The 22943-nt window shown below is 57.7% G+C and carries 21 protein-coding genes; 13 read left to right on the top strand and 8 right to left on the bottom strand.

The genetic code is table 11. The features are described 5' to 3' along the window. Positions 1–3: 3 nt before the first annotated feature. Positions 4–960: a ubiquinol oxidase subunit II gene (gene cyoA, locus HXW73_RS12565; protein WP_186253420.1), complete on the bottom strand. Its 957-nt coding sequence runs from the start codon at positions 958–960 to the stop codon at positions 4–6. A 293-nt stretch (positions 961–1253) separates the two neighbouring features. Continuing rightward, on the bottom strand, positions 1254–2018 hold the full coding sequence (locus HXW73_RS12570; protein WP_186253421.1) for a DeoR/GlpR family DNA-binding transcription regulator: 765 nt from the start codon (positions 2016–2018) through the stop codon (positions 1254–1256). A gap of 430 nt (positions 2019–2448) precedes the next feature. Between HXW73_RS12570 and HXW73_RS12575 the strand changes: the two genes are divergently transcribed. The 8 genes from HXW73_RS12575 to HXW73_RS12610 all read left to right on the top strand — a co-directional run bounded on the left by HXW73_RS12575 (position 2449) and on the right by HXW73_RS12610 (position 10612). Further along, a complete protein-coding gene (locus HXW73_RS12575) occupies positions 2449–3219 on the top strand; it encodes an outer membrane protein OmpK (RefSeq protein ID WP_446719012.1) in 771 nt (256 codons plus the stop codon). A 30-nt stretch (positions 3220–3249) separates the two neighbouring features. After that, the gene (locus tag HXW73_RS12580; RefSeq protein ID WP_186253423.1) at positions 3250–4533 is read left to right on the top strand and encodes a NupC/NupG family nucleoside CNT transporter; all 1284 of its coding nucleotides are present in this window, start codon (positions 3250–3252) and stop codon (positions 4531–4533) included. Positions 4534–4622: 89 nt separating this feature from the next. Beyond that, positions 4623–5426, top strand: a complete 804-nt coding sequence (gene deoC, locus HXW73_RS12585) for a deoxyribose-phosphate aldolase (RefSeq protein WP_186253424.1) — start codon at positions 4623–4625, stop codon at positions 5424–5426. A gap of 1 nt (position 5427) precedes the next feature. Next, positions 5428–6753 carry a thymidine phosphorylase gene (gene deoA, locus HXW73_RS12590; RefSeq protein ID WP_186253425.1) on the top strand — a complete coding sequence of 442 codons (1326 nt, stop codon included), beginning with the start codon at positions 5428–5430 and terminating at the stop codon, positions 6751–6753. Continuing rightward, positions 6753–7997: a phosphopentomutase gene (locus HXW73_RS12595; RefSeq protein WP_186253426.1), complete on the top strand. Its 1245-nt coding sequence runs from the start codon at positions 6753–6755 to the stop codon at positions 7995–7997. Before deoA ends, HXW73_RS12595 begins: the two co-directional genes overlap by 1 nt. Before the next feature lie 199 nt (positions 7998–8196). Next, on the top strand, positions 8197–8922 hold the full coding sequence (deoD, locus tag HXW73_RS12600; RefSeq protein WP_186253427.1) for a purine-nucleoside phosphorylase: 726 nt from the start codon (positions 8197–8199) through the stop codon (positions 8920–8922). A gap of 23 nt (positions 8923–8945) precedes the next feature. After that, entirely contained in the window at positions 8946–9353 is a 408-nt protein-coding gene (gene cdd, locus HXW73_RS12605) for a cytidine deaminase (protein WP_222105002.1), read from the top strand. A 134-nt stretch (positions 9354–9487) separates the two neighbouring features. Further along, positions 9488–10612, top strand: coding sequence for an aminotransferase class V-fold PLP-dependent enzyme (locus HXW73_RS12610; RefSeq protein ID WP_186253428.1), 1125 nt, complete (start codon positions 9488–9490; stop codon positions 10610–10612). Between the two features lie 86 nt (positions 10613–10698). Here HXW73_RS12610 and HXW73_RS12615 read toward each other — a convergent pair whose 3' ends face one another. Both HXW73_RS12615 and HXW73_RS12620 read right to left on the bottom strand, forming a co-directional pair. Then, a complete protein-coding gene (locus HXW73_RS12615) occupies positions 10699–11388 on the bottom strand; it encodes a CBS domain-containing protein (RefSeq protein ID WP_186253429.1) in 690 nt (229 codons plus the stop codon). 135 nt (positions 11389–11523) lie between these two features. Next, positions 11524–12942 carry a hypothetical protein gene (locus HXW73_RS12620; RefSeq protein ID WP_186253430.1) on the bottom strand — a complete coding sequence of 473 codons (1419 nt, stop codon included), beginning with the start codon at positions 12940–12942 and terminating at the stop codon, positions 11524–11526. Positions 12943–13075: 133 nt separating this feature from the next. Between HXW73_RS12620 and HXW73_RS12625 the strand changes: the two genes are divergently transcribed. After that, positions 13076–14050, top strand: a complete 975-nt coding sequence (locus HXW73_RS12625) for a J domain-containing protein (protein WP_186253431.1) — start codon at positions 13076–13078, stop codon at positions 14048–14050. 35 nt (positions 14051–14085) lie between these two features. Then, positions 14086–14517: a hypothetical protein gene (locus HXW73_RS12630; RefSeq protein WP_186253432.1), complete on the top strand. Its 432-nt coding sequence runs from the start codon at positions 14086–14088 to the stop codon at positions 14515–14517. On the opposite strand, the gene HXW73_RS12635 is transcribed toward HXW73_RS12630, so the two are convergent. Next, a complete protein-coding gene (locus HXW73_RS12635; RefSeq protein ID WP_186253433.1) occupies positions 14434–16923 on the bottom strand; it encodes a mechanosensitive ion channel family protein in 2490 nt (829 codons plus the stop codon). The two genes, HXW73_RS12630 and HXW73_RS12635, sit on opposite strands and share 84 nt — an antisense overlap. Before the next feature lie 141 nt (positions 16924–17064). Here HXW73_RS12635 and HXW73_RS12640 point away from each other — a divergent pair, with 141 nt between their 5' ends. Further along, on the top strand, positions 17065–18087 hold the full coding sequence (locus HXW73_RS12640; RefSeq protein ID WP_186253434.1) for an amidoligase family protein: 1023 nt from the start codon (positions 17065–17067) through the stop codon (positions 18085–18087). Positions 18088–18179: 92 nt separating this feature from the next. After that, complete coding sequence (locus tag HXW73_RS12645) at positions 18180–18863, top strand: gamma-glutamyl-gamma-aminobutyrate hydrolase family protein (protein WP_186253435.1); 684 nt, start codon at positions 18180–18182, stop codon at positions 18861–18863. On the opposite strand, the gene tpx is transcribed toward HXW73_RS12645, so the two are convergent. Beyond that, entirely contained in the window at positions 18853–19356 is a 504-nt protein-coding gene (gene tpx / locus HXW73_RS12650) for a thiol peroxidase (RefSeq protein WP_186253436.1), read from the bottom strand. The genes HXW73_RS12645 and tpx overlap by 11 nt on opposite strands. 99 nt (positions 19357–19455) lie before the next feature. Between tpx and HXW73_RS12655 the strand changes: the two genes are divergently transcribed. Beyond that, the gene (locus HXW73_RS12655; RefSeq protein WP_186253437.1) at positions 19456–20172 is read left to right on the top strand and encodes a glutamine amidotransferase; all 717 of its coding nucleotides are present in this window, start codon (positions 19456–19458) and stop codon (positions 20170–20172) included. On the opposite strand, the gene nfi is transcribed toward HXW73_RS12655, so the two are convergent. Further along, positions 20173–20865, bottom strand: a complete 693-nt coding sequence (gene nfi, locus HXW73_RS12660) for a deoxyribonuclease V (protein ID WP_186253438.1) — start codon at positions 20863–20865, stop codon at positions 20173–20175. A gap of 121 nt (positions 20866–20986) precedes the next feature. Continuing rightward, entirely contained in the window at positions 20987–22699 is a 1713-nt protein-coding gene (locus HXW73_RS12665; RefSeq protein ID WP_186253439.1) for a DEAD/DEAH box helicase, read from the bottom strand. Positions 22700–22943 lie beyond the last annotated feature (244 nt).

Consider the following 22943-nt stretch of genomic DNA (forward strand, 5'->3'; position numbering starts at 1 on the left):
AGTCTACTCCGCTGCCTCCGCGTTCATCGCCATATCGCCGTCCTGCTCTTGATGATCGCTACTGGCATGTTTGTATCCGGTCTCATTAGGAAGCACCTCAACTGGCTCACCGTTGTGATAATTGTTGAGAATGTCTTCATAAAGGGTCGGCGATACTTCAGAGAAGTACTCGACCGGATGGTTACGGCTTGGCTTTAACAACTCGCGATAGCCATCGTCAAAGCTGATCGAGTTTGAAGACTCGCTCACTTCGCTAACCCACTCATCGAAGCCTTCTTCCGATGTCGCATGCGCTTCAAAGGTCATGCCCGAGAAGCCTGAACCACTGTAGTTGGTGGAACGACCTGGGTAAGTACCTTCTTCATCAGCAATCAAATGAACGTCGTTATCCATGCCCGCCATGGCATAAATCTGGCTGCCAAGATCGGGAATAAAGAACGCATTCATTACCGAGGCAGAACTGACGCGGAAACGTACCGGCGTGTCAGTTGGGATGGCCAGTTCATTGACCGATGCAATACCTTGCTCGGGGTAGATAAACAACCACTTCCAATCCATTGCCACTGCCTGGATCTCAAGCGTTTCCTCGCCTTCTTCCGCAATGGGCTTGTGCGGGTCCAGGCTGTTTGAGGTGTACCACGTCAACCCGGCGAGGAAGAGGACGATAACGCAAGGAATCAGCCACACCACCACTTCAACCCAGGTGTTGTGTGCCCAATCAGGCGTGTAAGCGGCCTTGTGGTTACCACGACGGTAACGCCATGCGAAGAACAGCGTCATCCCGATAACGGGAAGCACGACGATCTGCATGATGCCAAAGGCTGTCAGAATTAGGGTGCGTTGCTCGACGCCAATTTGACCCTTCGGGTCCATCAACGCCGAGCTACAACCACCCAGCAGTAAAAATAAAGAAAGCAACAGTAGAAGACCTGCCGCTTTGGCGTAGAGGTTTTTTCTCATGTTACGACCTCGTCAGGGCTGGGAGGCAAACATTGCAAACAAGCCGCTAAGTAGCTAGCTAACAAAGTCTCTTGAAAAAACGCAGCCGATAAGCAACTGCTTAACGTCGACGTCTGATCGCGAGAGAGGATCGTTTGGCAGGCTAGCGCCAAACACAGTTACTGCAGACGATGGCTATTCTCGCATCAATGACGCAGATGAGAAGAGACGATTTGCCGCAGGTAAACGCGGCGAATTCTGCCACGATTGGTCGGCAGCTTAAAGATAACTTGGCTAATTTAATGAAAATTAAGCTATGGGGCCGTAATCGTCGTCAATGTGCTGTGTTGATGGAGCATACCGGGTGCGCTCTCATCATCGGTGACCACCACATCAAACTCACTTACCGAGGCAAAATAGGCTGGCCGCACCACGCCGAATTTACTGGCATCGACGACCAAAAGACGCTTCGTGGCTGCCGCCATTGCCGCCTGCTTGGGCAGCACCTCATGAAAATGAAAGCAACTCACCCCACGCTGCACATCGACGCCCGCCGCCGAAATAAACGCCTTGTTAATACCCAACCGCTCGATGGACTCGGCCATGGTGTCACTGGCAAAAGTCTGCGACGCCGGATAAAACAAGCCACCCAGCAACACCAGTCGCACGTTCGGCAAGGGTGCGACAGCATTCGCGATGTTGAGGGCATAGGTAATCACTGTCAGTTCCTGATAACCACTCAGTTGATTCATTAGCGGCATCAATGTCGAGCCACAGTCGACAAACAGCGTATCGCCATCTTCTATGAACCGTTGAGCACGTTGGCACAGGCGGTTTTTCGCCTGGTAGTGGCTGGCCTGCTGCTCGGTAAGATCATATACCGGGGTAACACCCGGGGTGTGCGCCATGACCAACCGGCCACCGAGCAGGCTAATCACTTGCGGGTAGGCGTTAACATCCCGCCGAATGGTCATTTCGGACACACCACACAGCTCAGCCGCATCGCGCAAATGCAGCGTCCCACCGCTGGCGAGTGCTTCTTGCAACGTTGCCAAGCGCAACGCGCTTCGGTCTTTCATTGACAGCTTCTCCTGGTAACGGCCTGTTGTCATTGAATGGGCCTAGGGTTATTGCTGGGGTTATTTCCCTGGTTCACTGAGAATTCTTGCCGTCTTGCTGAGGGCTCCCCCTATGCTGAGCGAGCGACCAGAGAATTACCATTAAACCAACGATTCTTGAAATTCATGTCATTGGTTTTTCATTTAATGACCGTTGGTGTGATAAAAGTTGCAAATTGGCGTTAGAAAAACAACACTAAATGTTATAATTTTAACATTACAACGCAATAAACCCGCTGACTCGGGTCCACGCCAGCCCTCACGTTCGTCGTACAGACGGATCAAAACTGCAACTAACAAACCTGCTGAGGCTACCATGACTGCTCGTTCTCGTTTTACCACTGCTACCCCATCACGCACGTCTCTCGCGGCGCTTGGCGCTGGCATATTAATGGCCAGTGCTGCCAGTAGCGTTAACGCTGATACCTTCGATCCGATTTGGTCGTTTGCCAATGTATCGGTCAACTATCTGGACTGGTCTGACGGCACCGAAGACCGCACCGCCAATAATGCCACCAAGAGCGATTTCATGTTCCTCGAAATCGAAGGCGGCCTGGGCTACGAATGGGGTGAGTTTTACGGCTTCTTTGATTTTGAGAACCCCACCAACGACCAATTCGACGAAGCTAGCGGCGGCACCGATAACTTCCGCACGGCGGGCAAGCTAACCTCGCACATTTACCTGGGCGACAGCCCACTGTCGATTTATGCCCACCTATACGACTTCCGCGACTATGGCTTTAACCTCCGCGAACAGGATCAAATCCTCGGCCTGGGTTATATAGCCAATTTTGAGAACGGTCTATGGATTAAGCCATTTCTGGGGGCCGCCCGGGTTCAAAGTAACAGCTATACCGGCTCTAACGGCTTTATGGCGGGCTGGGTCGCCGGTTACGACTTCACTGCGTTTGGTCAGGACTTTGGCGTGACCAACTGGCACGAGCAGACCTTTGGCCGCGACGACGAATACCTAGAGCAGAACTACCAGCCTCCTGAGTCGAAAGCCAACAGCGTCGGCACTAACGGTGCGGTCAGTCTCTGGTGGCACCCTACCGAGTTGGTCACTACCGGCATCCAGTACCGCTACGCTGATGAGAAACTAGGCACGCCTAATAATTATCAGAACGCGATGATTTACACTGTGAAGCTCAACCTGCTGTAAAGCACACCGGCGAACGCGAAGGATCTTTTTATGACACTCCTGATGAGCTTGGTCGGCATGGTCACCCTGGTGATTATCGCCCTGATCTTTTCCTACGACCGCAAGTCGATTCGCTTACGTACGGTGCTGGGTGCCTTCGGCATTCAAGCGGGCATTGGCGCCTTTGTACTTTATGTGCCCTTCGGCCAAAGCGTATTGCAGACGATCTCGGCCGGCGTTAGCCAGATTCTGGTGTACGCCGATGACGGCATCAGCTTTCTGTTTGGCAGCTTGGCAGATGCTGACGAGGTCGGTTTCATATTTGCCATTAAAGTCCTGCCGGTGATTATCTTTTTCTCCTCGCTGATCGCGGTGCTTTATTACATCGGTATCATGCAATGGGTCATCCGCATTCTGGGTGGCGCCCTGCAAAAGGCACTGGGCACCTCGCGTACCGAGTCGCTTTCCGCCACGGCAAACATCTTCGTTGGCCAGACCGAGGCGCCGCTCGTCGTGCGTCCTTTTATCGCCCGTATGACACCTTCTCAGTTGTTTGCGGTCATGTGTGGCGGCTTGGCATCAGTGGCGGGCTCCGTACTGGCAGGCTACGCCGCCCTGGGCATTCCCATGGAATACCTGGTCGCAGCCTCCTTTATGGCGGCCCCCGGTGGTCTGCTGTTTGCTAAACTGATCATGCCCGAAACCCAGGATGCGCAAGACAGCGACAGCGTTTCCAAGGTGGAGGAAGAATTGCAGGAGCAGGAAGACAAGCCAAGCAACGTGCTGGATGCAGCAGCGACGGGGGCAACCTCGGGCCTGATGCTGGCTGCCAATGTCGGAGCCATGCTGCTTGCCTTCATCGCGCTGATCGCCTTGATCAACGGCATTCTTGGCGGCGTTGGCGGCTGGGTCGGCTTTGAATCGTTAAGCCTTGAGTGGATTCTGGGCTGGCTGTTTGCCCCGTTGGCCTTTTTACTGGGTGTGCCATGGGAAGAAGCAACACTGGCCGGTTCATTCATTGGCCAAAAATTGGTCGTTAATGAGTTTGTCGCCTATATCAACCTTGCACCCTATATTGAAGGTGAGCAGATGGTCGCGGCCACTGGCCAAGCGATGACCGCACACACCATGGCGATTCTTTCCTTTGCCTTGTGTGGCTTTGCAAATTTATCCTCTATTGCGATTTTGCTCGGCGGCCTGGGTAGCATTGCCCCCTCTCGCCGTAAGGAAATCGCCCGCTTTGGCGTCAAGGCGGTATTGGCAGGCACCTTGTCTAACCTGATGTCGGCCTCTATTGCAGGCTTCTTTATCGCCTTGGGCAGCGTTGCTTCTTAACGTAACATTCAACGATTACGCGGGTGCTGCTGTCATATACGGTAGTGCCCGTTTTTTTCAGTCGTTCTTAAACCCTAACACTGTGCGAGATGTCCATGACCGCTTCGATTAACATGACCCTTGCTGCGCGCCAGGCGCTTTCACTGATGGACTTGACCAGTCTCAACGATACCGATACCGATGCGTCCACCGAATCGCTGTGCAAAAAGGCGAAAACGCCCTTCGGCTACCCGGCAGCGGTATGTGTCTACCCCCAGTTTGTCGTGACCGCGCGTCGCGCCCTCACCGCCCACGAGCTCAATGGTGACGTCAAAATCGCCACGGTCACCAACTTTCCCCATGGTGGTGACGACATCATGGGCGCCGCCCGCGAGACCCGCGAAGCCGTTGCCTCCGGCGCGGACGAAGTCGATGTCGTTTTCCCCTATCGCGCCCTCATGGCGGGCGACGAAGAAACCGGCCGAGAGCTGGTGGAAATGTGCCATGCAGCCTGCGGCGGCCAGGCGCTTTTGAAAGTCATCATTGAAGCCGGCGAGCTCAAAGAGCCTGCGCTTATCAAGCGGGCCAGCGAATTGGCCATTGAAGGCGGCGCCGACTTTATCAAGACCTCAACCGGCAAAGTGGCGGTCAACGCAACGCTGGAATCCGCCGAAATCATGCTCCAGGCCATCAAGGACAGCGGCAAGGATGTAGGGTTCAAGGCAGCGGGCGGCGTCAAGACGACCGAAGAGGCCGCTGAATACCTGGCTCTCGCCGCTAACATCATGGGTGACCAGTGGGTCTCGCCTCGCCACTTCCGGTTTGGTGCCTCCAGCCTGCTGGGGGACTTGCTGAACACCCTGAGTGGCAACCCGCAGACCGCATCGCTCTCGCGTACTGACGGAGGCTACTAATATGCTCCCGCAAGAGTTGATTCGCCTTAAGCGCGATAACCAACCGTTGCCGGCAGAGGAAATCAAGGCCTTTGTACAGAGCATTGCTGACGACCGCATCAGCGACGCCCAGATTGGCGCCTTTACCATGGCGGTGTTTTTGAACGGCATGACCCGCGAGGAAGTTGTCGCGCTGACCACGGCAACCCGTGACTCGGGTCATGTGATGCAGTGGGATTCGCTCAATCTTCCTGGCCCGATCGTCGACAAACACTCCACCGGCGGCGTGGGTGACCTGGTTTCCCTGGTACTCGGCCCCTGGGTGGCCGCCTGCGGGGCCTTCGTGCCAATGATTTCTGGGCGAGGCCTGGGCCACACCGGCGGCACCTTGGACAAGCTTGAGTCGATCCCCGGCTACGACCCCTACCCCGAGCCTGATCGTTTTCGCGACGTGGTCAAATCCACCGGCGTGGCGATTATCGGTCAGACCGGCAACCTGGCACCGGCGGATAAACGCATCTATGGCGTGCGCGACGTGACCGCCACGGTGGAATCCATCCCGCTGATCACCGCCTCCATCCTGGGCAAAAAACTGCCCTCCGGCCTGGATGCGCTGGTCATGGATGTCAAAGTGGGCAGCGGCGCCTTTATGCCCACGCCAGAAAAATCCCGGGAGCTTGCCGAAAGCATCGCCAACGTAGCGACCCAGGCAGGCACGCCGACCACGGCCCTGCTCACCGATATGAGCCAGCCGCTGGCCCCCTGCGCCGGTAATGCGGTCGAAATCGTCGAAACCCTGGCGCTGTTGCGCGGCGAACGCCCCAACAGCCGGGTGATGCAGGTGACCCGCGAGCTGGCGGTGGAAATGCTGATGGCGGGCAAGCTGGTCGCCAGCCGCGAGGAAGCGCTGACCAAGCTTGAAAAAGCCCTCACGTCAGGTGCGGCCGCCGAGGTCTTTGCCCGCATGGTGAGCGAGCTGGGCGGCCCTGCCGACTTTATGGAGCGCTCGGATCATTACCTGGCCAAAGCCAACGTCATTAAACCCGTGTATGCCGAGCAAGCGGGTATTATCCAGCGCATTGATACCCGCGCCGTCGGCATGAGTGTGGTGGAACTCGGCGGCGGTCGCCTGCGCAACGACGCCAGCGTCGACCACAGCGTCGGCTTCAGCGACATCGTCGAAATCGGTGAGCACGTCGATAGTCAGCGTCCCATCGCCATGGTTCACGCCAAAAGCGAAGACGCCGCTGCCCTTGCCGCCGCCCAGCTTCGTGCCGCGGTCACCTTGGGTGACGCCCCAGCGACCGCCGACACGCTACTTCAAGACACCTTCCGAGGAGAAGCCTGATGCGCCGTGCGATTGTTGTTGTCCTCGATTCGTTTGGCATCGGCAGCGCGCCGGATGCCAACACGTTCGGCGACCAGGGGTCTGACACCCTGGGCCATATTGCCGCCGCCTGCGCCCGTGGCGATGCCGATAATGCCGAACGTTCAGGCCCATTGAAACTGCCCAACATGGCCGCACTTGGCCTGTTTCACGCCCATCGTGACGCCACGGGAAGCACCGCCGAAGGCGTTAGCCTGCCCGATACGCTGGCGGGTGCTTACGCCCACGCCAAGGAAATTTCCAGCGGCAAGGATACCCCCTCGGGGCACTGGGAAATTGCCGGCGTGCCGGTACGTTTTGATTGGGGCTACTTTCTCGACAAGACCGATAGCTTCCCTGCCGAGCTGCTCGACAAGATTGTCGCAGAGGCCGATCTTCCCGGCGTGATTGGCAACTGCCACGCCTCGGGCACCGAGATTATCGCCCGCCTGGGTGAAGAGCACGTCGCCACGGGCAAGCCGATTGTCTATACCTCCGCGGATTCCGTGTTTCAGATTGCCGCTCACGAAGAGTACTACGGCCTTGAGCGACTCTATGAACTGTGCGAAACCGTGCGCGAGCTCTTGGCGCCTTACAACATTGGCCGCGTCATTGCCCGCCCGTTTGTCGGCGACGACAGCGCAAGCTTTGCGCGCACTGGCAACCGCCGCGACTACAGCGTAGAGCCGCCCTCACCCACGGTGCTGCAAAAACTCGCCGATGCCGGGGGTGAAGTGGTCTCGATTGGCAAGATTGCCGATATCTACGCCCACTGCGGTATTACCCACAAGGTCAAGGCCAGCGGTCACGACGCGCTGATGGACGCGACGCTTGGCGAAGTAGCGCGCACCGCCAAAGAGACCAGAGACCGCCCGACCATGATCATGACCAACTTCGTCGATTTTGACTCGGTCTACGGTCACCGCCGTGACGTGTCCGGCTATGCGGCCGCACTCGAACACTTTGATGCCCGCTTGCCCGAGCTTTTTGCCGCCCTCAACGATGACGACCTGCTGCTGCTCACCGCCGACCACGGCTGCGACCCCAGCTGGCAAGGTACCGAGCACACCCGTGAATACGTCCCGGTGATGGTGCGTGGCGCTGGCTTTACCCCTGGCCCCATGGGCGAACGCGGCACTTTCGCCGATATCGGCCAAACGCTGGCTGACTTTTTCCTGCTACCGGCCATGGCCGATGGCAAAAGCTTTCTACCCGACGCTGCTTAAAGGCAAATATCCAACCTCTAGCACAAAGGTCAGAATCAACCCGTAGCGGGGGTCTTTCGCCATGGCCGGAAAATGTTCCCAACAATTCCGGCATTTCCGCCATCCATGGCGGTCAGATGGCGAAAGTAGCGCCCAGGGAAGGGTTCACAGCGCCCCCGCGAAGGGTTGATTCTGACCGTAAATTACATGGGAGCGTGACATGGCTACACCGCATATTAATGCCGAGATGGGCGATTTTGCCGATACCGTGCTGATGCCCGGCGATCCGCTGCGTGCCAAGTTCATCGCCGAGACCTACCTGGACGATGTTCGCCTGGTCAACGACGTACGCAGCATGCTGGGCTATACCGGCACCTACAAAGGCCGCAAGATTTCCGTCATGGGCCACGGCATGGGCATCCCCTCGGTTTCGATCTACGCCAAAGAGCTGATCACCGACTACGGCGTTAAATCCGTGATTCGTGTCGGCTCCTGCGGCGCGGTACGCGACGACGTCAATGTTCGCGATGTGGTCATCGGCATGGGCGCGTGCACCGATTCCAAAGTGAACCGCATGCGCTTCAACGACCACGACTTCGCTGCGATCGCCGACTTCGACCTGACCCAGCACGCGGTCGCCGCCGCCAACGCGCAAAACGTGCCGGTGAAAGTCGGCAATATCTTCTCGGCAGACCTCTTCTACAACCCGCAAACCGAGATGGCCGAAATGCTCAAGCGCTACGGGATTGTCGGCGTCGAGATGGAAGCCGCAGGCCTTTACGGCGTAGCAGCGGAATTTGGCGCACGGGCACTGACCATCTGCACGGTATCCGACCATATTCTGAAAGGCGACTCGCTCTCCAGCGCCGACCGTCAAACCACCTTCAACGACATGATGACGATTGCGCTCGACACGGTATTACGCGACGACGCAGCGCGCACCTGAAGGCCAACAGCAAGGATACCGCCATGAGCCAAGTCGATTCGGCACTGGTTGAGACACTACTAACGGCGCTCGGCAATGCCTATGCGCCCTACTCCAACCACCCGGTGGCCGCCGTGATGGAGTGCCCGGACGGCCAGCAGTTCGCCGGTTGCAACGTTGAAGTGGCCCACTACAAAGGACTCTGTGCCGAAGCCTCGGCAATTTCAGCCATGGCCACGGCCGGGCAGCGCGAACTTGCCAGGGTATATGTCATGGGACCAGGCGAGCACCTGTGCACGCCCTGCGGCGACTGCCGCCAGCGCATCCGCGAGTTTGCCACGCCTGACACGCAGATCATGGTGCTCTCCCGCCAGGGCGAGGTGTTAAAAACCTACACCATGGACACCCTGCTACCCGACGCTTTCGGGCCAGAGCAACTGCCGCCGCGTTAATTCCCGCTGCCTAGCTTTAACAACCAGCTCCCTGTGGGCTGGTTTTGTGCGTGCGTAGCTCGTACTCTTAAGCAAACCTGCTTGTACAGGACAAAGTGTGCCAACAAGAGCGCACCACACCATTGGAGAACGCCATGGCTGGACTACTGCCCCACGTCGACCCCGACGGCTTGCTGGAATATTCGGTGGTCTACACCGACCGCTCGCTGAACCATATGTCGCAACAGTTTCAGGGCGTGATGCGCGATATTTCCGCCACGCTTAAAGAGGTATACAACGCCCATGCTGCGGTGATCGTGCCGGGTAGCGGCACCTTCGGTATGGAAGCGGTTGCGCGCCAATTTGCCGTGGATCAGAAAACCCTGGTGATTCGCAACGGCTGGTTCAGCTACCGCTGGACGCAGATTATCGAGATGGGCCGGCTGACCGACCAGCACACCGTGCTTAAAGCACGGCGGGAAGACCAAAGCGACCCGCAGTCACCCTTTGCGCCGGTACCCGCCGACGAGGTTGCCGAACGTATTCGCGCTGAAAAGCCTGCGGTCGTTTTTGCCCCTCAGGTGGAAACGTCCGCCGGGATGCTGCTGCCAGACGACTATATTCGCACCGTCGCCCAGGCCACCCGCGAGGTCGGCGGGCTGTTTGTGCTCGATGCGATTGCCGCGGGTACGCTGTGGGTCGATATGCAGGCGCTCGGCGTTGACGTAGTAGTCAGCGCGCCGCAGAAGGGGTGGAGTGGTTCACCGTGCTGCGCCATGGTGATGCTATCGGACCGTGCAACCCAGCGTCTATCCGAGACTCAGAGCAACAGCTTTGCCTGCGACCTAGGCAAGTGGCACAGCATCATGCAGGCCTACGAAAACGGCGGGCACGCCTACCACGCCACCATGCCCACCGATGCCTTGCGCCAGCTGCGCGATATCATGCAGGAAACCCGCGACTACGGCTTTGGCAAGGTCAAGGAGGAACAGCAGGCGATCGGCCGCGAGGTTCGCGCCATGCTCAAGCGCCATGGCTTTACAAGCGTCGCGGCGGACGGCTTTGACGCCCCCGGCGTGGTGGTGTGCTACACCGATGACAGCGGTCTGGTCGGCAAGCTTGCCCAGGCAGGCGTACAAGTGGCGGGCGGAGTGCCGCTGATGTGCGATGAGGGCGACAACTTCCAGACGTTCCGCATTGGTCTGTTTGGTCTCGATAAGTTGCACCACACCCAGCGCAGCGTGGAAAACCTTGAGCAAGCCATCACGTCAGTGAGCTAACTCACAGGGTCAAATCAGTTAATCAACGCGAGAAGCCCGCTACTCAATAGCGGGCATTTTTATTCGCCATCTGTCACCGGCTGACCTTACATATAGCCCACGCCACGGGGCATCATGCCCAGGTTGTTTTCAACCTGCGTCACCCCGGAAACGTTTTCTGCCGCCACCGTCACGGCCTTTTTCTGTTCGAGGGATTCAACCAGCCCCCAGACTTCCACGACGCCGCCATCGACTATCAGACTGATATTTTCGACGCGCACATCGGTGTGGCGCTCAACGTCGTTGAGGATGGCTTCGCGAATTTGCCGATCGTCTGCGGGCGATTGCGTCGGCCCCACGACGGCGTTCGCAATGCCTTGCAGTAAATTAGCGCGACTGACGATGCCCACCAATTTGCCATCGCGCAGAACAGGCACGCGTTTGATGTGGTGCTTTTCCAGCAGGCGAGCAATGCTGTGTATTGGCGTGTTTTCCTCGACACTCAGAGGGTTCGGCGTCATGACATCCTGAGCTTTACGACCATGGGATTTCACATAGTCGCTCGCACTTTTTCCGGCACTCAAAAGCGATAGCCAACCTGACTGGGGGTGGCCGTCATCATCTTTTAACCGGCGCATCAAATCGCCTTCGCTGACGATCCCGACCACCCGATGCTCGCCATCCACCACGGGGACGGCACTAATACGGTGGCTCAGCAGCAATTGTGCTATATCGCGCACATCGGTGTCGGGCGCCACACTCACTACTTTGGGCGTCATGATATCGATAGCTTGCATGGTGCTCCTCCTAGCGACGGGCCCTTGCGACGTTATCGTCGTAGTTTGCAAAGCCCTCTATCTCAGACTAGTCCGCTGCTCTTCAGTTGCCCATGCTGACGCCATTTAGTTGGCGTCTTTTTGATATAGCGCAGTTTATTCGCTGGCCTTTGCTGTGCCGCTTTCCCCGACTTTTTCCACGTCAACAATACCTGATCGACTGACCGCCACCTTCCAACGCGCAAGGTAAGGCTGGTCTTCGCTACCCGTCTCACGAATAACCAGATTAAACAGGTGACGTCGCTCGACGCTTTCACGCACGGCCTGGCCTTCTTTAAGCCGATAGATGTCGTGCTTGCCCTTGCTCATCAGCCGCGTCAGCATGGAAATATCCAGCGTTAAACTTTCCTGAGTATGTTCGTAACCACTCAGGAAACGGGTCGGTGACATCCGCGAACGGGAACGATAGTGCAAAACGACTTCTTCACGCTGTGCCACGGTACGGCGACGCAGTTGCTGAATTTCAGCGTCGAGGGAGGAATAACGCTTATAGTCGAACCATTCGAGTTGATGCCCCACCGACACATTGCGGTTGGGGTCGACGTACTGGCGCCGCCATTTAGGCCGCCCACGGCGCAACCAGCGCCATAGCGTGTTACGTAAGTCGTCTTTGAAGACTTCACGCATGGCATACAGCACGGCCATTGCAATCACGAACAGCGCGGTAATATCGCCAAGGGTATCGCGTAGACGGAGCACGCCAAACGAAACAAAGGCCATGACCACGGCAGTCGCCAAGGCCTTAACGGCTTTTTGCTCGCCACCACCCAGCTCTTGGGGCTGCTGTTTGAGGGTGATGGGGTATTCGATCAGGCGCCGCAACAAGCGCATCTTATTGGACATGCGGGTGGGGTCAGCCATTACCCGTTCGGCGTTGTATTCCTGCTCGCGCCGGTACGCTTCTTCACGCTGGCAAATCGCCACGAGCCGATGACGGATAGGGGTAAACTCACCGCCCCTTGGCATGTGAGCGACCAACGCCAATAGCTGCTGTTCGGTAAACCACGACAGGTAATTATCGATGTTGGTGAAATACTTGGTCAGTCGTTCATCGCTGGGCGGATGGCGGCGCAGGCGTCTCAGAATGCTTTCACTCAAATCACTGGTTTCCTGCAGCCGGTCGCGCAGGCGGTGGACGCTTTCCTGGTCGACCTGATGCTTGTCTTCACTACGGCGTATCTTCTGCGCGCTTGCTAACATCGCCTGCGTGGTACGTTCCATGGCACCGACGTATTGATAAGCGTAAAGACTGAGGCTCAGCCGATACGAGTCACTGTCCATCTGATGACGACTCGCCAAGCGGCTATGTACCAAAGGCAGATGGTATTCGTCGCTGTAGTAGGTACGCGATACCTGTATCGCCGCGTGGTAAAACGCCTCCTCCGAAATTAGTTGGGTCGAAAGGCCCAACTCACCGGGCACAAACAGATAAATATCCAGGTTGTGAGAGGTTTCTTCCTTTAAACGCCGCGAAATACGCAGTTGAAAGCTATTTTTGCGTTCTACATTAATCAACTCACCAATCTCCTGCTTCCCTGGATACGGCAATGCGATAACATGGCATTATCTCGAACAGGTGAAGGCCTTGCCATAAGGCACGCCTGACGCCACTATTGCCCGCTGTTCTTTTCGCTTTGGGAGCCTGTGGATGTCTATGGCCCGTTTTTCACCCTTTGAGCTGGTGCTGTTAAACAGCCGCAGCCAAGTGGATACGGCAACGCTACTGTTGCTGGCCTGGGTGCTAGTTCACCGCCAGCACGTGTCGGAAGGCCAGCGGCGCCGTCGCCTGGCCCAGGTCACGGCGCAGTTTCGTCATGGGCATGAATTAGGGCCGGTCATGAGCATTGCCCATAGTCAGGACCTTCAAGCGATTCAGTTAGCCGCCGAGATTCTGCGTAAAGAGTGCTCCCAGGAACGCAGTTTGAGTGTCTTGCACCAGTCGATCACCGTGGCGACCGATGACGGCGACCTGTCGTTGGCCAACCATTATATCCTGCGTTTTCTGGCGGACTTGCTCAATGTGGCGCCCACGACGCTGAGCACCCTGTTTTATGAATTGACCGGCAGGCCGCTCGGGTCTCCCGAAGACCCCAGCCGTCACACTTACTGGCAGCACCACAACCCTGACTATTTCAGCCAAAAGGCGCGAGAGGCTGCCGCTGAACAGCAGGCTCGAGATGAAGCAGCACAGCAGGCCCATCAGAAAAACCAGCAACGCGAACAGAAAAAACAGCGTAAGCAGCAGGAAAAACAGCGCCAACAGGAAGAGGCCCAGGCACGTCAGGAGCGTGAGCGCCAGCAGCAGCGCGATGACCAGAACCGCCGGGAACAGGCTCAGCGTGAACGAGCGCAGCATGACCGGTCTCGATACGAACGCGCCCAGGGAGAGCGCCGCCAGTGGCAGCGCACCTCTCCGCCCCCGGACCGCACTACCCGTGCTCTGGCCGTACTCGGTCTGCCGCCGGGAGCCAGCCGTAGCGACGTACGCCTCGCTTATCGGCGCATGGCACAGCTCCACCACCCGGACCGCTTTTTCACCGAAAGCGAGCATCAGGTGGCGCTCGCATCCGCGCGTTTTCAGCGCATCAAAAACGCGTATGATTACCTGATGCAAACTTACTAAAAAGACGCCGCGACCAACGGAATAACAACACCATTATGCGCGATTTGTATCAACGCCTATCGCTTTCACCAGAAGCCAGCGAGCACGACATCCAGAATGCCGTGAGGCGCTGTCCCAACAGTGCCCTACGCCAGGACGCCGAGAGTGTTCTCACGGTCAACGAACACCGTGAGGCCTACGATACGTTACACCACACGCTCAACGATATTGGTTGCCTGCGTGCGCGACTCGGCTTGACCCACGGGGCCCACTGGCAAGGCGATGTGGCCAACGATTTTTCGCTGCCCCCCGATAATGCCATTTCGCGTCACGATGAACTCGTCGACCGCGTCAGCAACGCGGTCTCCCTGTATAATCGCTGGCGGCGTTGGCGAGGCCCGTGGCTACTCGTCGCCGTGTTCGCGACCGGGGCTGGTATCGGCATCATAGTGGGATTTGCCCTCTGCCTGGGGCTTGCCACGGGATAGGCGACTGTTTTCTTCGCTTCCCTTGCGCTGCCGTTCATCCTTCCTGATTTCAGCTTTAGTGGGCATCGGTGCCGGTTTGGGTGGTGTCGGCCTTTCTCTCCCCTCTGATGTTTCCTCAGTATCACTGGCTTCCTCGTTGGACTGACGCTTATCGGCGGCATCTCCGTCACCCTGCAGGTTCATATCCACGCTGCCGTCCGGCTCCATCGGGCCACCGGCCTTTCCCTCCATGGTGACGCTCAAGCGCGGCACGCCCAGGTCAACACCGTCGGCCTCCATGCGCTGTTTCAGCATCAGGTTGAAGGCGCGGGCAACGTCCCATTGCATTTCGGGGGCGGTACGGAACCGCATGCGCAAAATAGCACCACCGTCGTCAAAACTGTCGATCCCCTGCATCTCCAGCGGGGACCAGATATGGTGCCGCATCATCGGATCTTTGCGTAGTTCCTGGGCGGTTTCCTGCATCAGGTGAATGGCATCATCTATGTTCATGTCGTGGGGAATACGGATACGCATCAGCGCTATACCGAATTGGCGCGACATGTTGTGGATCGACTCGATGCGGCTGAACGTGATGATATGCACGATGCCATCGAGGTCGCGCAGCCTTACTGTGCGCAGAGTCAGGCCTTCTACCGTGCCCATGTGGCCGTTGATTTCGACGAAATCGTCCACGGCAAGGGAATCTTCGATCAGGATAAAAATACCCGTGATCAGATCCTGCACCAGCGTTTGCGCCCCGAAGCCGATCGCCAGACCAATCACACCGGCACCCGCCAGCAGTGGCGTCACGTTAACGCCCAGATTGGCGAGTCCGGCAATAATCGCAATGATCAGAATCGTGATAAAAATGACATTGCGGATCATCGGCGTGATGGTTTGCGCGCGGGCCTGATTGACCCGTTTACCGCGGGAACGGGTCGATGAGATCAACGCCCGCTGAATGGCCGTATCGGCAAAAATCCATACCAGCCACGCCAGCAGTACTGTTCCACCCAGGCTCACCAGGGCCGGGCCAAGCCGGGCACCCGCCAGGCCGCGCTGGCCCAGGCCAAACATCGAGCTACCCCAGACCTGCATCGACAGTTCGGCAAAGACCACCCAGGCACAAATGTGTGCCAGCACGAACCCGAAACGCTCCAGCCGCTTGCGGTACTGACTTTGCCGACGGCGACGGTGACGGCGCTTACCCAAGCGCTCCGCTTGGCGACGCAGCAGGCCAGTCACGACCAACGTCAGCACCAGCAGGCTCGCCGAAATGATCGACCGAGCAAGTGCCGTGCCCACATCGCCAACGGTAATAAAAATCGCCAGCAAAGAGCCACCGACCAACAGCAGTGCGGGGATATGCCACAGCCCACCGAGCGCGCGGATCATCTCCACAGCGGTGTTGGCATCCCGGCGTTGCTTGTAGGGGCGGTTGCAGATCAGGTGGCGCACTGGACGTTTGAATTTGATCACAAAGCGCGCCGAAATCAGCGCCGCCAACATATTGGCCAGTACGGAAACCAGGCTGGAAAGCTCGCTGCCCAGCATTTCAACAATGCGGCTCGAATTCACCGCATCGCCCAGTGCGATCAGAGCACCAATGACAAACAGGCCCCGCAGTGCACGCTGATGCAGCAGTTGCACGGCCGTAAACCGATGCCCACGGCTGAAGAATGCCACGACGGTTTCAAACACTACCGACAGCAATCGACCACAAACGCAAATATAAGCCACGACCAACACCATGGTCCTGCCCGGGCTATAAGGCATCAGTTGGCCGATCCCCAGCGTAATCGCAAACGCCAGTATCCAAGGCAGGATGCGCCGAAAAAAGTGCACGACCATCAGCCAGCCTTTCGGGTCGCGGGGCAAGTCAAGCGGCCACTCGCGACGCCTTGCGATCACCCTTCCCGCACCAATCATGGCCACCAGCAGCACAACCCAGACCAATGCAAGTACAGCGCCTTCGGCTACCGCACGAATCGTCTCGCCTCGACTGGCGCTACTGGCCACGGCTTGCAAGCCCTCACCGCCGTTGACCAATTGACGCTGCCACTCGTCTATTGGGGAACCGCCAGCCTGAGCCTGCTCGCCGATGTCGGTGAGCGTATCCGCAAGCGCACCCAGCACCCCCTGGCGAACAACACCTTCATCTTCACTGGCTTTTTCCGAGGTGGTTTGCAATTCACGCAGCGAGTTGATCAACTCGCTACGCTGCTCTTCGTTTTCGAGCATTGAAATCACGTCATTCAGCGATCCCTGAAAATCTTCGCTGCTAACTTCGTTCTGTTCTTCTGATTCACCACCGCCGAGGCTTGGCAGCGAGATCGCTTGTGCATGAGCGTGAGACGTCACGACGCCCATCAGTACGATGAAAACAAAACTAAGAACGGTATTGATTAGCCAGTGCGGTCGCACATATTACTCCTGAACCAAGGCATCAAAAGGCAATGTCGCGTTATTATCCCTGTAAAGGGCTCGCTGAGCGAATATTCTCAGCCCACACGCGTGACTATGATAGGCTGAGCGCACAAATCGTTCACCTCACAGGATGCCGAGATGACGCTAGAAGCGCCACCTAATGGATGGAACTCAAAGGGCGAAACTCGCAAGATCGGTGTCGAAATCGAATTCGCCGGTTTGCCACCTCGCGACACAGCCCTGATCGTGTGCGAACTGTTTGGTGGCGAGCTTAACGTGGTCAGCCCCCACCGGCTACTGGTCGAAGGCACCCGTTGGGGGGAGTTTGGCATTGAGCTGGATACCCAATATGCGCACCCTGACCAGGCGCTACTAGAGGAAATCCACGAGCAGGACAGCGAATGGTCACGCCAGCAACACCAACATCGCCTGGAATTCCACCGCAAGACTCGCGAGCTAATTGGCGATATGGTGACGGGCCTGGTTCCCACTGAGATCGTTTGTCCGCCGGTGCCCTGGAACGAACTCGACGAGCTCGATACGCTGTTTGAGGCATTGCGGACGCACGGGGCAAAAGGCACGGATGCCAGCTTACTCTACGGCTTTGGGTTACACCTCAACCCTGAAGTTGAGCGTGAAGACGTGGATTACCTGCTGGCGATGCTGCGCGCCTACCTGCTCCTGGCAAGCTGGCTGCGCAGTGAGATCAAGGTGGACATCACCCGCGAAGTGCTGCCCCACGCCAACCCATTTCCCAAAGAGTATGCGCTCAAGGTATTAAACCGTCAGTACACGCCGGATATCGACACGCTGATTGATGACTACCTGTACTACAATCCCACCCGCAACCGGGAACTGGATTTATTGCCACTGTTTGCTTACCTTCGCCCTGACCACCCACACAAGCTGTTGCATAGCGAGTTGACCAAACCTCGGCCAACGTTTCATTACCGGCTACCTAATGCCCAGCTTTCGGAGCCTCGTTGGGGGGCCGTCACGGAATGGAATCGCTGGGTCGCCGTGGAACGCTTGGCAGCCTCCAGGGAAACCCTTGCCGCGCGCTGTGACCACTATATCGCCCAGCACAACCGGCCACTGATTACTCGCCTGGCAAGCCGCGCCAAGCGCTGGTGGAGTCAGCGCAGTTCAACGAAGCGCTGATAGCGTCATCTTGGGGTGTTGCTGTTAAGTCATTCACATCGACTATTCATTCACATTGATTATCCATTCACATTAACCAAGAGTGCCCTTGCATGGCCCGCCCGTTAATTGGCATTACCACTTCCGATGCAAAAAGCCAGCTTGCCTGGTGTTTCGATTGGTTTGCAGTCTGGCGTCACGGTGGCCGACCGCTGCGTTTATCGCCTGCAAGACCTATGCCCGATGATCTGGATGGACTCATCATCGGCGGTGGCGATGATATTGAAGCCTCACTGTATGGTGGTGAGGTGCAGCTGGATGTCCGCTTGGACCCCGCCCGAGACGAACTGGAACTCAGGCTGCTGGAGCATTTTATCCCGCGCAATACCCCTGTACTGGGTATTTGCCGGGGAGCCCAACTGATCAACATCCACCTGGGCGGCACCCTGGACCCGGATATTTACACCACTCATGAGGGATTGAAACGCCGACGCACGGTGCTGCCCCGCAAAACCGTCGATATCGTAGGGGCCAGCCAGTTACACCGCTTGCTCGGCGTCACCTGGTGCCGGGTTAACAGCCTACATCATCAAGCGGTTAACCGTGCCGGCAAGGGAATCGACATTGTCGCCCGTGACCGCGATGGTCTGGTCCAGGGTATAGAGTCCCGTGACCACGATTTTCTGCTTGGCGTGCAATGGCATCCCGAATGGCTCGTTTTCAACCGCCCCCAACAGCGTTTAATTCGCGCGCTGGTGGCGGCGGCAGAGCGTCGTCAGGCCGATATCAAGCGTTAAGGGCAGCGAGCGCAGCGTCGTAATCCGGCTGATCTTTCAGCTCACTTACCAGCTCGCTGTGGAGCACGCGGTTATCGGTGTCCAGCACCACGACGGCCCGGGCACATAGCCCTTCCATCGCGCTATTGCACAACGCCACGCCCCAGGCTTCCTGAAACTCGCGATGACGGAAGGTGGACAGTGTTTCGACGTCGTCCAACCCTTCCGCACCACAAAACCGCTTGGCAGCAAAGGGCAAATCGGCCGACACCACCAACACCACAGTGTTTTCAAGTTTGGACGCCAGCTCGTTAAACTGCCGAGTCGACATCGCGCAAGTCGGCGTATCGACGCTGGGAATAATGTTGAGCACTTTGCGTTTGCCTTGATACGTATCAAGGGTGACATCCTGAAGCTCACTGTTGGTGAGGGTCATGGCAGGCGCGACTTGCCCTGGGGCTGGCAAATGGCCGGCGACATCCATCGGCTCACCGGCACGGGTAATCTGTTGCATATCAGACTCCTGAACGTAATATGGAGACTATATACTGCCTCCTAAACGGGAATTATCCTAGCTGGGTTTGTTATACACCGCGCCAAGATGAGAAACATCATGCCTTCTTTAGTGATTATTAAAACCGGTGATGCCTTCCCGGAAGTGGTCGAACAGCACGGTGATTTCGAGCAGCTTTTTATCCAGCAGCTACGTGAGGCGTTACCTGGCGACATGACGTTAAGCGTATGGGATGCACGGGAGAAAACACCAACGGCGTCGCCCACCTCGTTTGCCGGCGTGGTCATCACTGGTTCGCACAGCATGGTGAGTGAAGCGCCGCCATGGAGTGAGGCGCTAAAGCCCTGGCTCAAGCAGGCGCTGGCGGACGAGGTGCCAATGCTTGGCGTGTGTTACGGGCACCAGCTCATGGCAGCGGCCTTTGACGGCGTCAGCGACTTCCACCCCGCCGGTCGGGAATCGGGCACTCATCAGGTACGGCTCACCCAGGCCGGTCAGCAAGATCCTCTCTTCAGCCAGCTGCCCGAGTCCTTCCCGGCGCATCTCACCCATGCGCAATCGGTAATGCAGTTACCACCCAATGCCACGGTGCTCGCGCATAACAGCCACGACGCCCACCAAGCACTGCGCTATGGACCACGCCAATGGAGCGTGCAGTTTCATCCCGAATTCACTGCACCGGTGATGCGCGCCTATCTTGAGCGTCAGCGAGCAGCGCTGCGCGACCAGGGCGAAGACCCTGACGCCCTGCTCAGTGGCGTTCACGACACACCAGAGGCATCCGGCCTTCTGCGCCGTTTCCTATCGTTTGTGTAATTAAACGCGCCTTTGATCCCGCCGCGAGGCGAGCCGGTCTGCCAGGCGGGTGGGTTCTGGCAGTTTGGTCGCACCCAGGCAGCGCAACACCCATTGCAAAGACGTGTCCAGCGACAGGCGGTGACCAGAAGACACAAACACCGGTTTCACCCTGGCTCTTGAGCGCAATACCGCACCAATCACCTCACCGCTGTTGGCAGTGAGCGGTACCCAATCGCCACGCTGCTCACCCACTTCAGCATGGGTTCCCGTCAGCCGGGATTTGGCAATGCCAATGGTGGGCGTATCCAGCCATAGTCCCAGGTGGGCAGCAACCCCCAGTCTCCGTGGATGGGCGATGCCCTGCCCGTCCACCATCACCAGTTCGGGCTGAATGCTTAGTTTTGCAAAAGCACCCAGCGCGGCGGGAATTTCACGAAACGACAGCAGCCCAGGAATATAGGGCATACGCGTAGGCTCACGCTGAATGACCTGCTCTACGACCGACAGGTTGGGGGCAGCTTCCTGGCTCCATTGCAGTACCACCACTGCCGCTCGGGTTGTTTCACCGCCATCCTCAAAACCAATATCCACCCCCGCAATATGGTGCACGGGCTCGATACGGTCGTTCAATTCGACCCGCTTCGCGAGCTTCGTTTGCAGTGCCATTGCGTCTTTGGGCGCGAGGTTCCATTCGTGTAGCGGTGCAGGCATGGCATCCTCCTTGAAGCGGTGAATGGGGAATAACGTAGCAAAAAAACGCCCCCACACCAGTCAAGGTGCGGGGGCGTTGTGAGATATCCTCAGTTGCCGCTTGGCGGCAGCTGATTAATCCTTAAGCGCGTTCGCGGCGACTAATAGGCGCATCACCTTCATCACGACGACGGCGCGGAGCACGCTCCGGGGCGCTATCTTCGCTGATTTCCAACGGACGGCCAGATACGCGGGCACGGGCCATTTTAGTCAGGATGGTGGACGGCAAACCGCTGGGCAGTTCAACCACCGAGAAGGCGTTACGGATATCGATACGGCCAATGCGCGCGCCTTCGATACCGCCTTCGTTAGCTAGAGCGCCGACCAGTTGACCGGGCTTAACGCCGTCTTTATGGCCGACGGAAACGCGGTAGCGGGTCATGCCTTCGCTGGGCGTGCTTGAACGCTCACGACGAGCACCCGGCTTACCGCCAGACGCGCCATCACGCGAGGGCTTCTCTTTGCGCGGTGCCTGCAGGCGACCAATCGGTGCTTCATCAGCGCGGGCCATGGCAGAAAACGCACAGGCCAATTCGACCGGGTCGTGACCTTCTTCTACCAGACGTTCGATCAGCGCACGCTGCTCGTCTGCGCCTTTGGTTAACGAGGCAACGACGCGCTGATGGAAAACTTCATCGCGGTGCGCACGGATAGCGGATTCATCAGGTAGCGGCATATCGGCCATTTTCTGACCAGTTGCCTGCTCCATCCAGCCCACTTTGCGGCCTTCACGGAAACCAGCAAAGGTAATCGCGATACCGCTACGACCGGCACGGCCAGTACGGCCAATACGGTGCGTGTAGGCTTCCGCATCCTGGGGCAGGTCGTAGTTGATGACATGGGTAATACGCGATACGTCTAGACCGCGCGCGGCCACATCGGTGGCGATCAGCACGTCGACCTTGCCACGCTTCAAGCGGGTAATGGTGCGCTCACGCAGACTCTGGTCGAGATCACCTGACAGACCAGCGGCATTGACACCACGAGCAGTCAGTTGCTCTACGAGCGTGGTACAGGCGGCACGGGTACGCACAAAGACAATGGCGCCGTCGACCGGCTCGACTTCGAGAATACGTGCCAGTGCTTCAAGCTTGGCGCCACCGTCAACACGCACGATGCGCTGTTCGATATTTTCGCCGGTCGTTGTGCCTTTTTCGATCGCGACTTTAACCGGGTCTACCAGGTAGCGGTTAACGATACGTTCGATTTCAGTCGGCAGGGTCGCGGAGAAGAACACGCGCCGGGCATCTTTCGGGGTATCGGCAACCACGCGTTTTACGTCGTCGATAAAGCCCATACGCAGCATTTCGTCCGCTTCGTCCAGCACGAGTGCGGACAGGCCGTCGAGTTTCAGACTGCCGCGGTCGAGATGGTCGATAATCCGGCCAGGAGTGCCGACAACAACCTGGGCACCGCGCTTCAGCGCGCCGAGCTGTTCGCGGTACTCTTGACCGCCACACAGGGTCGCAACTTCGAGGCCTTTAAGATTTTGGCCGTATTTGCTGAATGAGACAGCAACCTGTTGAGCAAGCTCGCGAGTCGGTGCCATGACCAGCACCTGAGGCTCGCGGCGCGTCAGTTCCAGACGCGATAACAATGGCAATGCGAACGCAGCGGTTTTACCGGTACCGGTTTGCGCCTGGCCCAGCATATCCCGGCCTTCGAGCAACGCAGGAATGGTCTGCGCCTGAATAGGCGAGGGAGTTACGTAGCCCTGAGATTCAACAGCAGTCAGAACGGCAGGCAATAGAGCAAGATCGCCGAAGGTCGGCGAAGCGACAGAAGTCGAGGTCATTAATCACACCTTGGTAGGCCGGTTGTTCCGGCAAAAAACATCGTAAGCGTCTCTGACTCGTTAATGATGCGCACGTCAAGGCAGCATCAAAGAACATGGCTCCGCAAAGCGGATATCGTCATCGGTGGAGTCGGAGACGCCGGTCGCACCCAGCATCCGGATTGACGCTTTAATAGCGGTTCAATCCGCCGTGGCGACCTTGTTGCGCCGATTTCACCCGTTTGGTGAAATACTGGAGGCGCGC

The sequence above is a fragment of the Halomonas sp. SH5A2 genome (genome assembly GCF_014263395.1).
Lineage (GTDB): Bacteria > Pseudomonadota > Gammaproteobacteria > Pseudomonadales > Halomonadaceae > Vreelandella.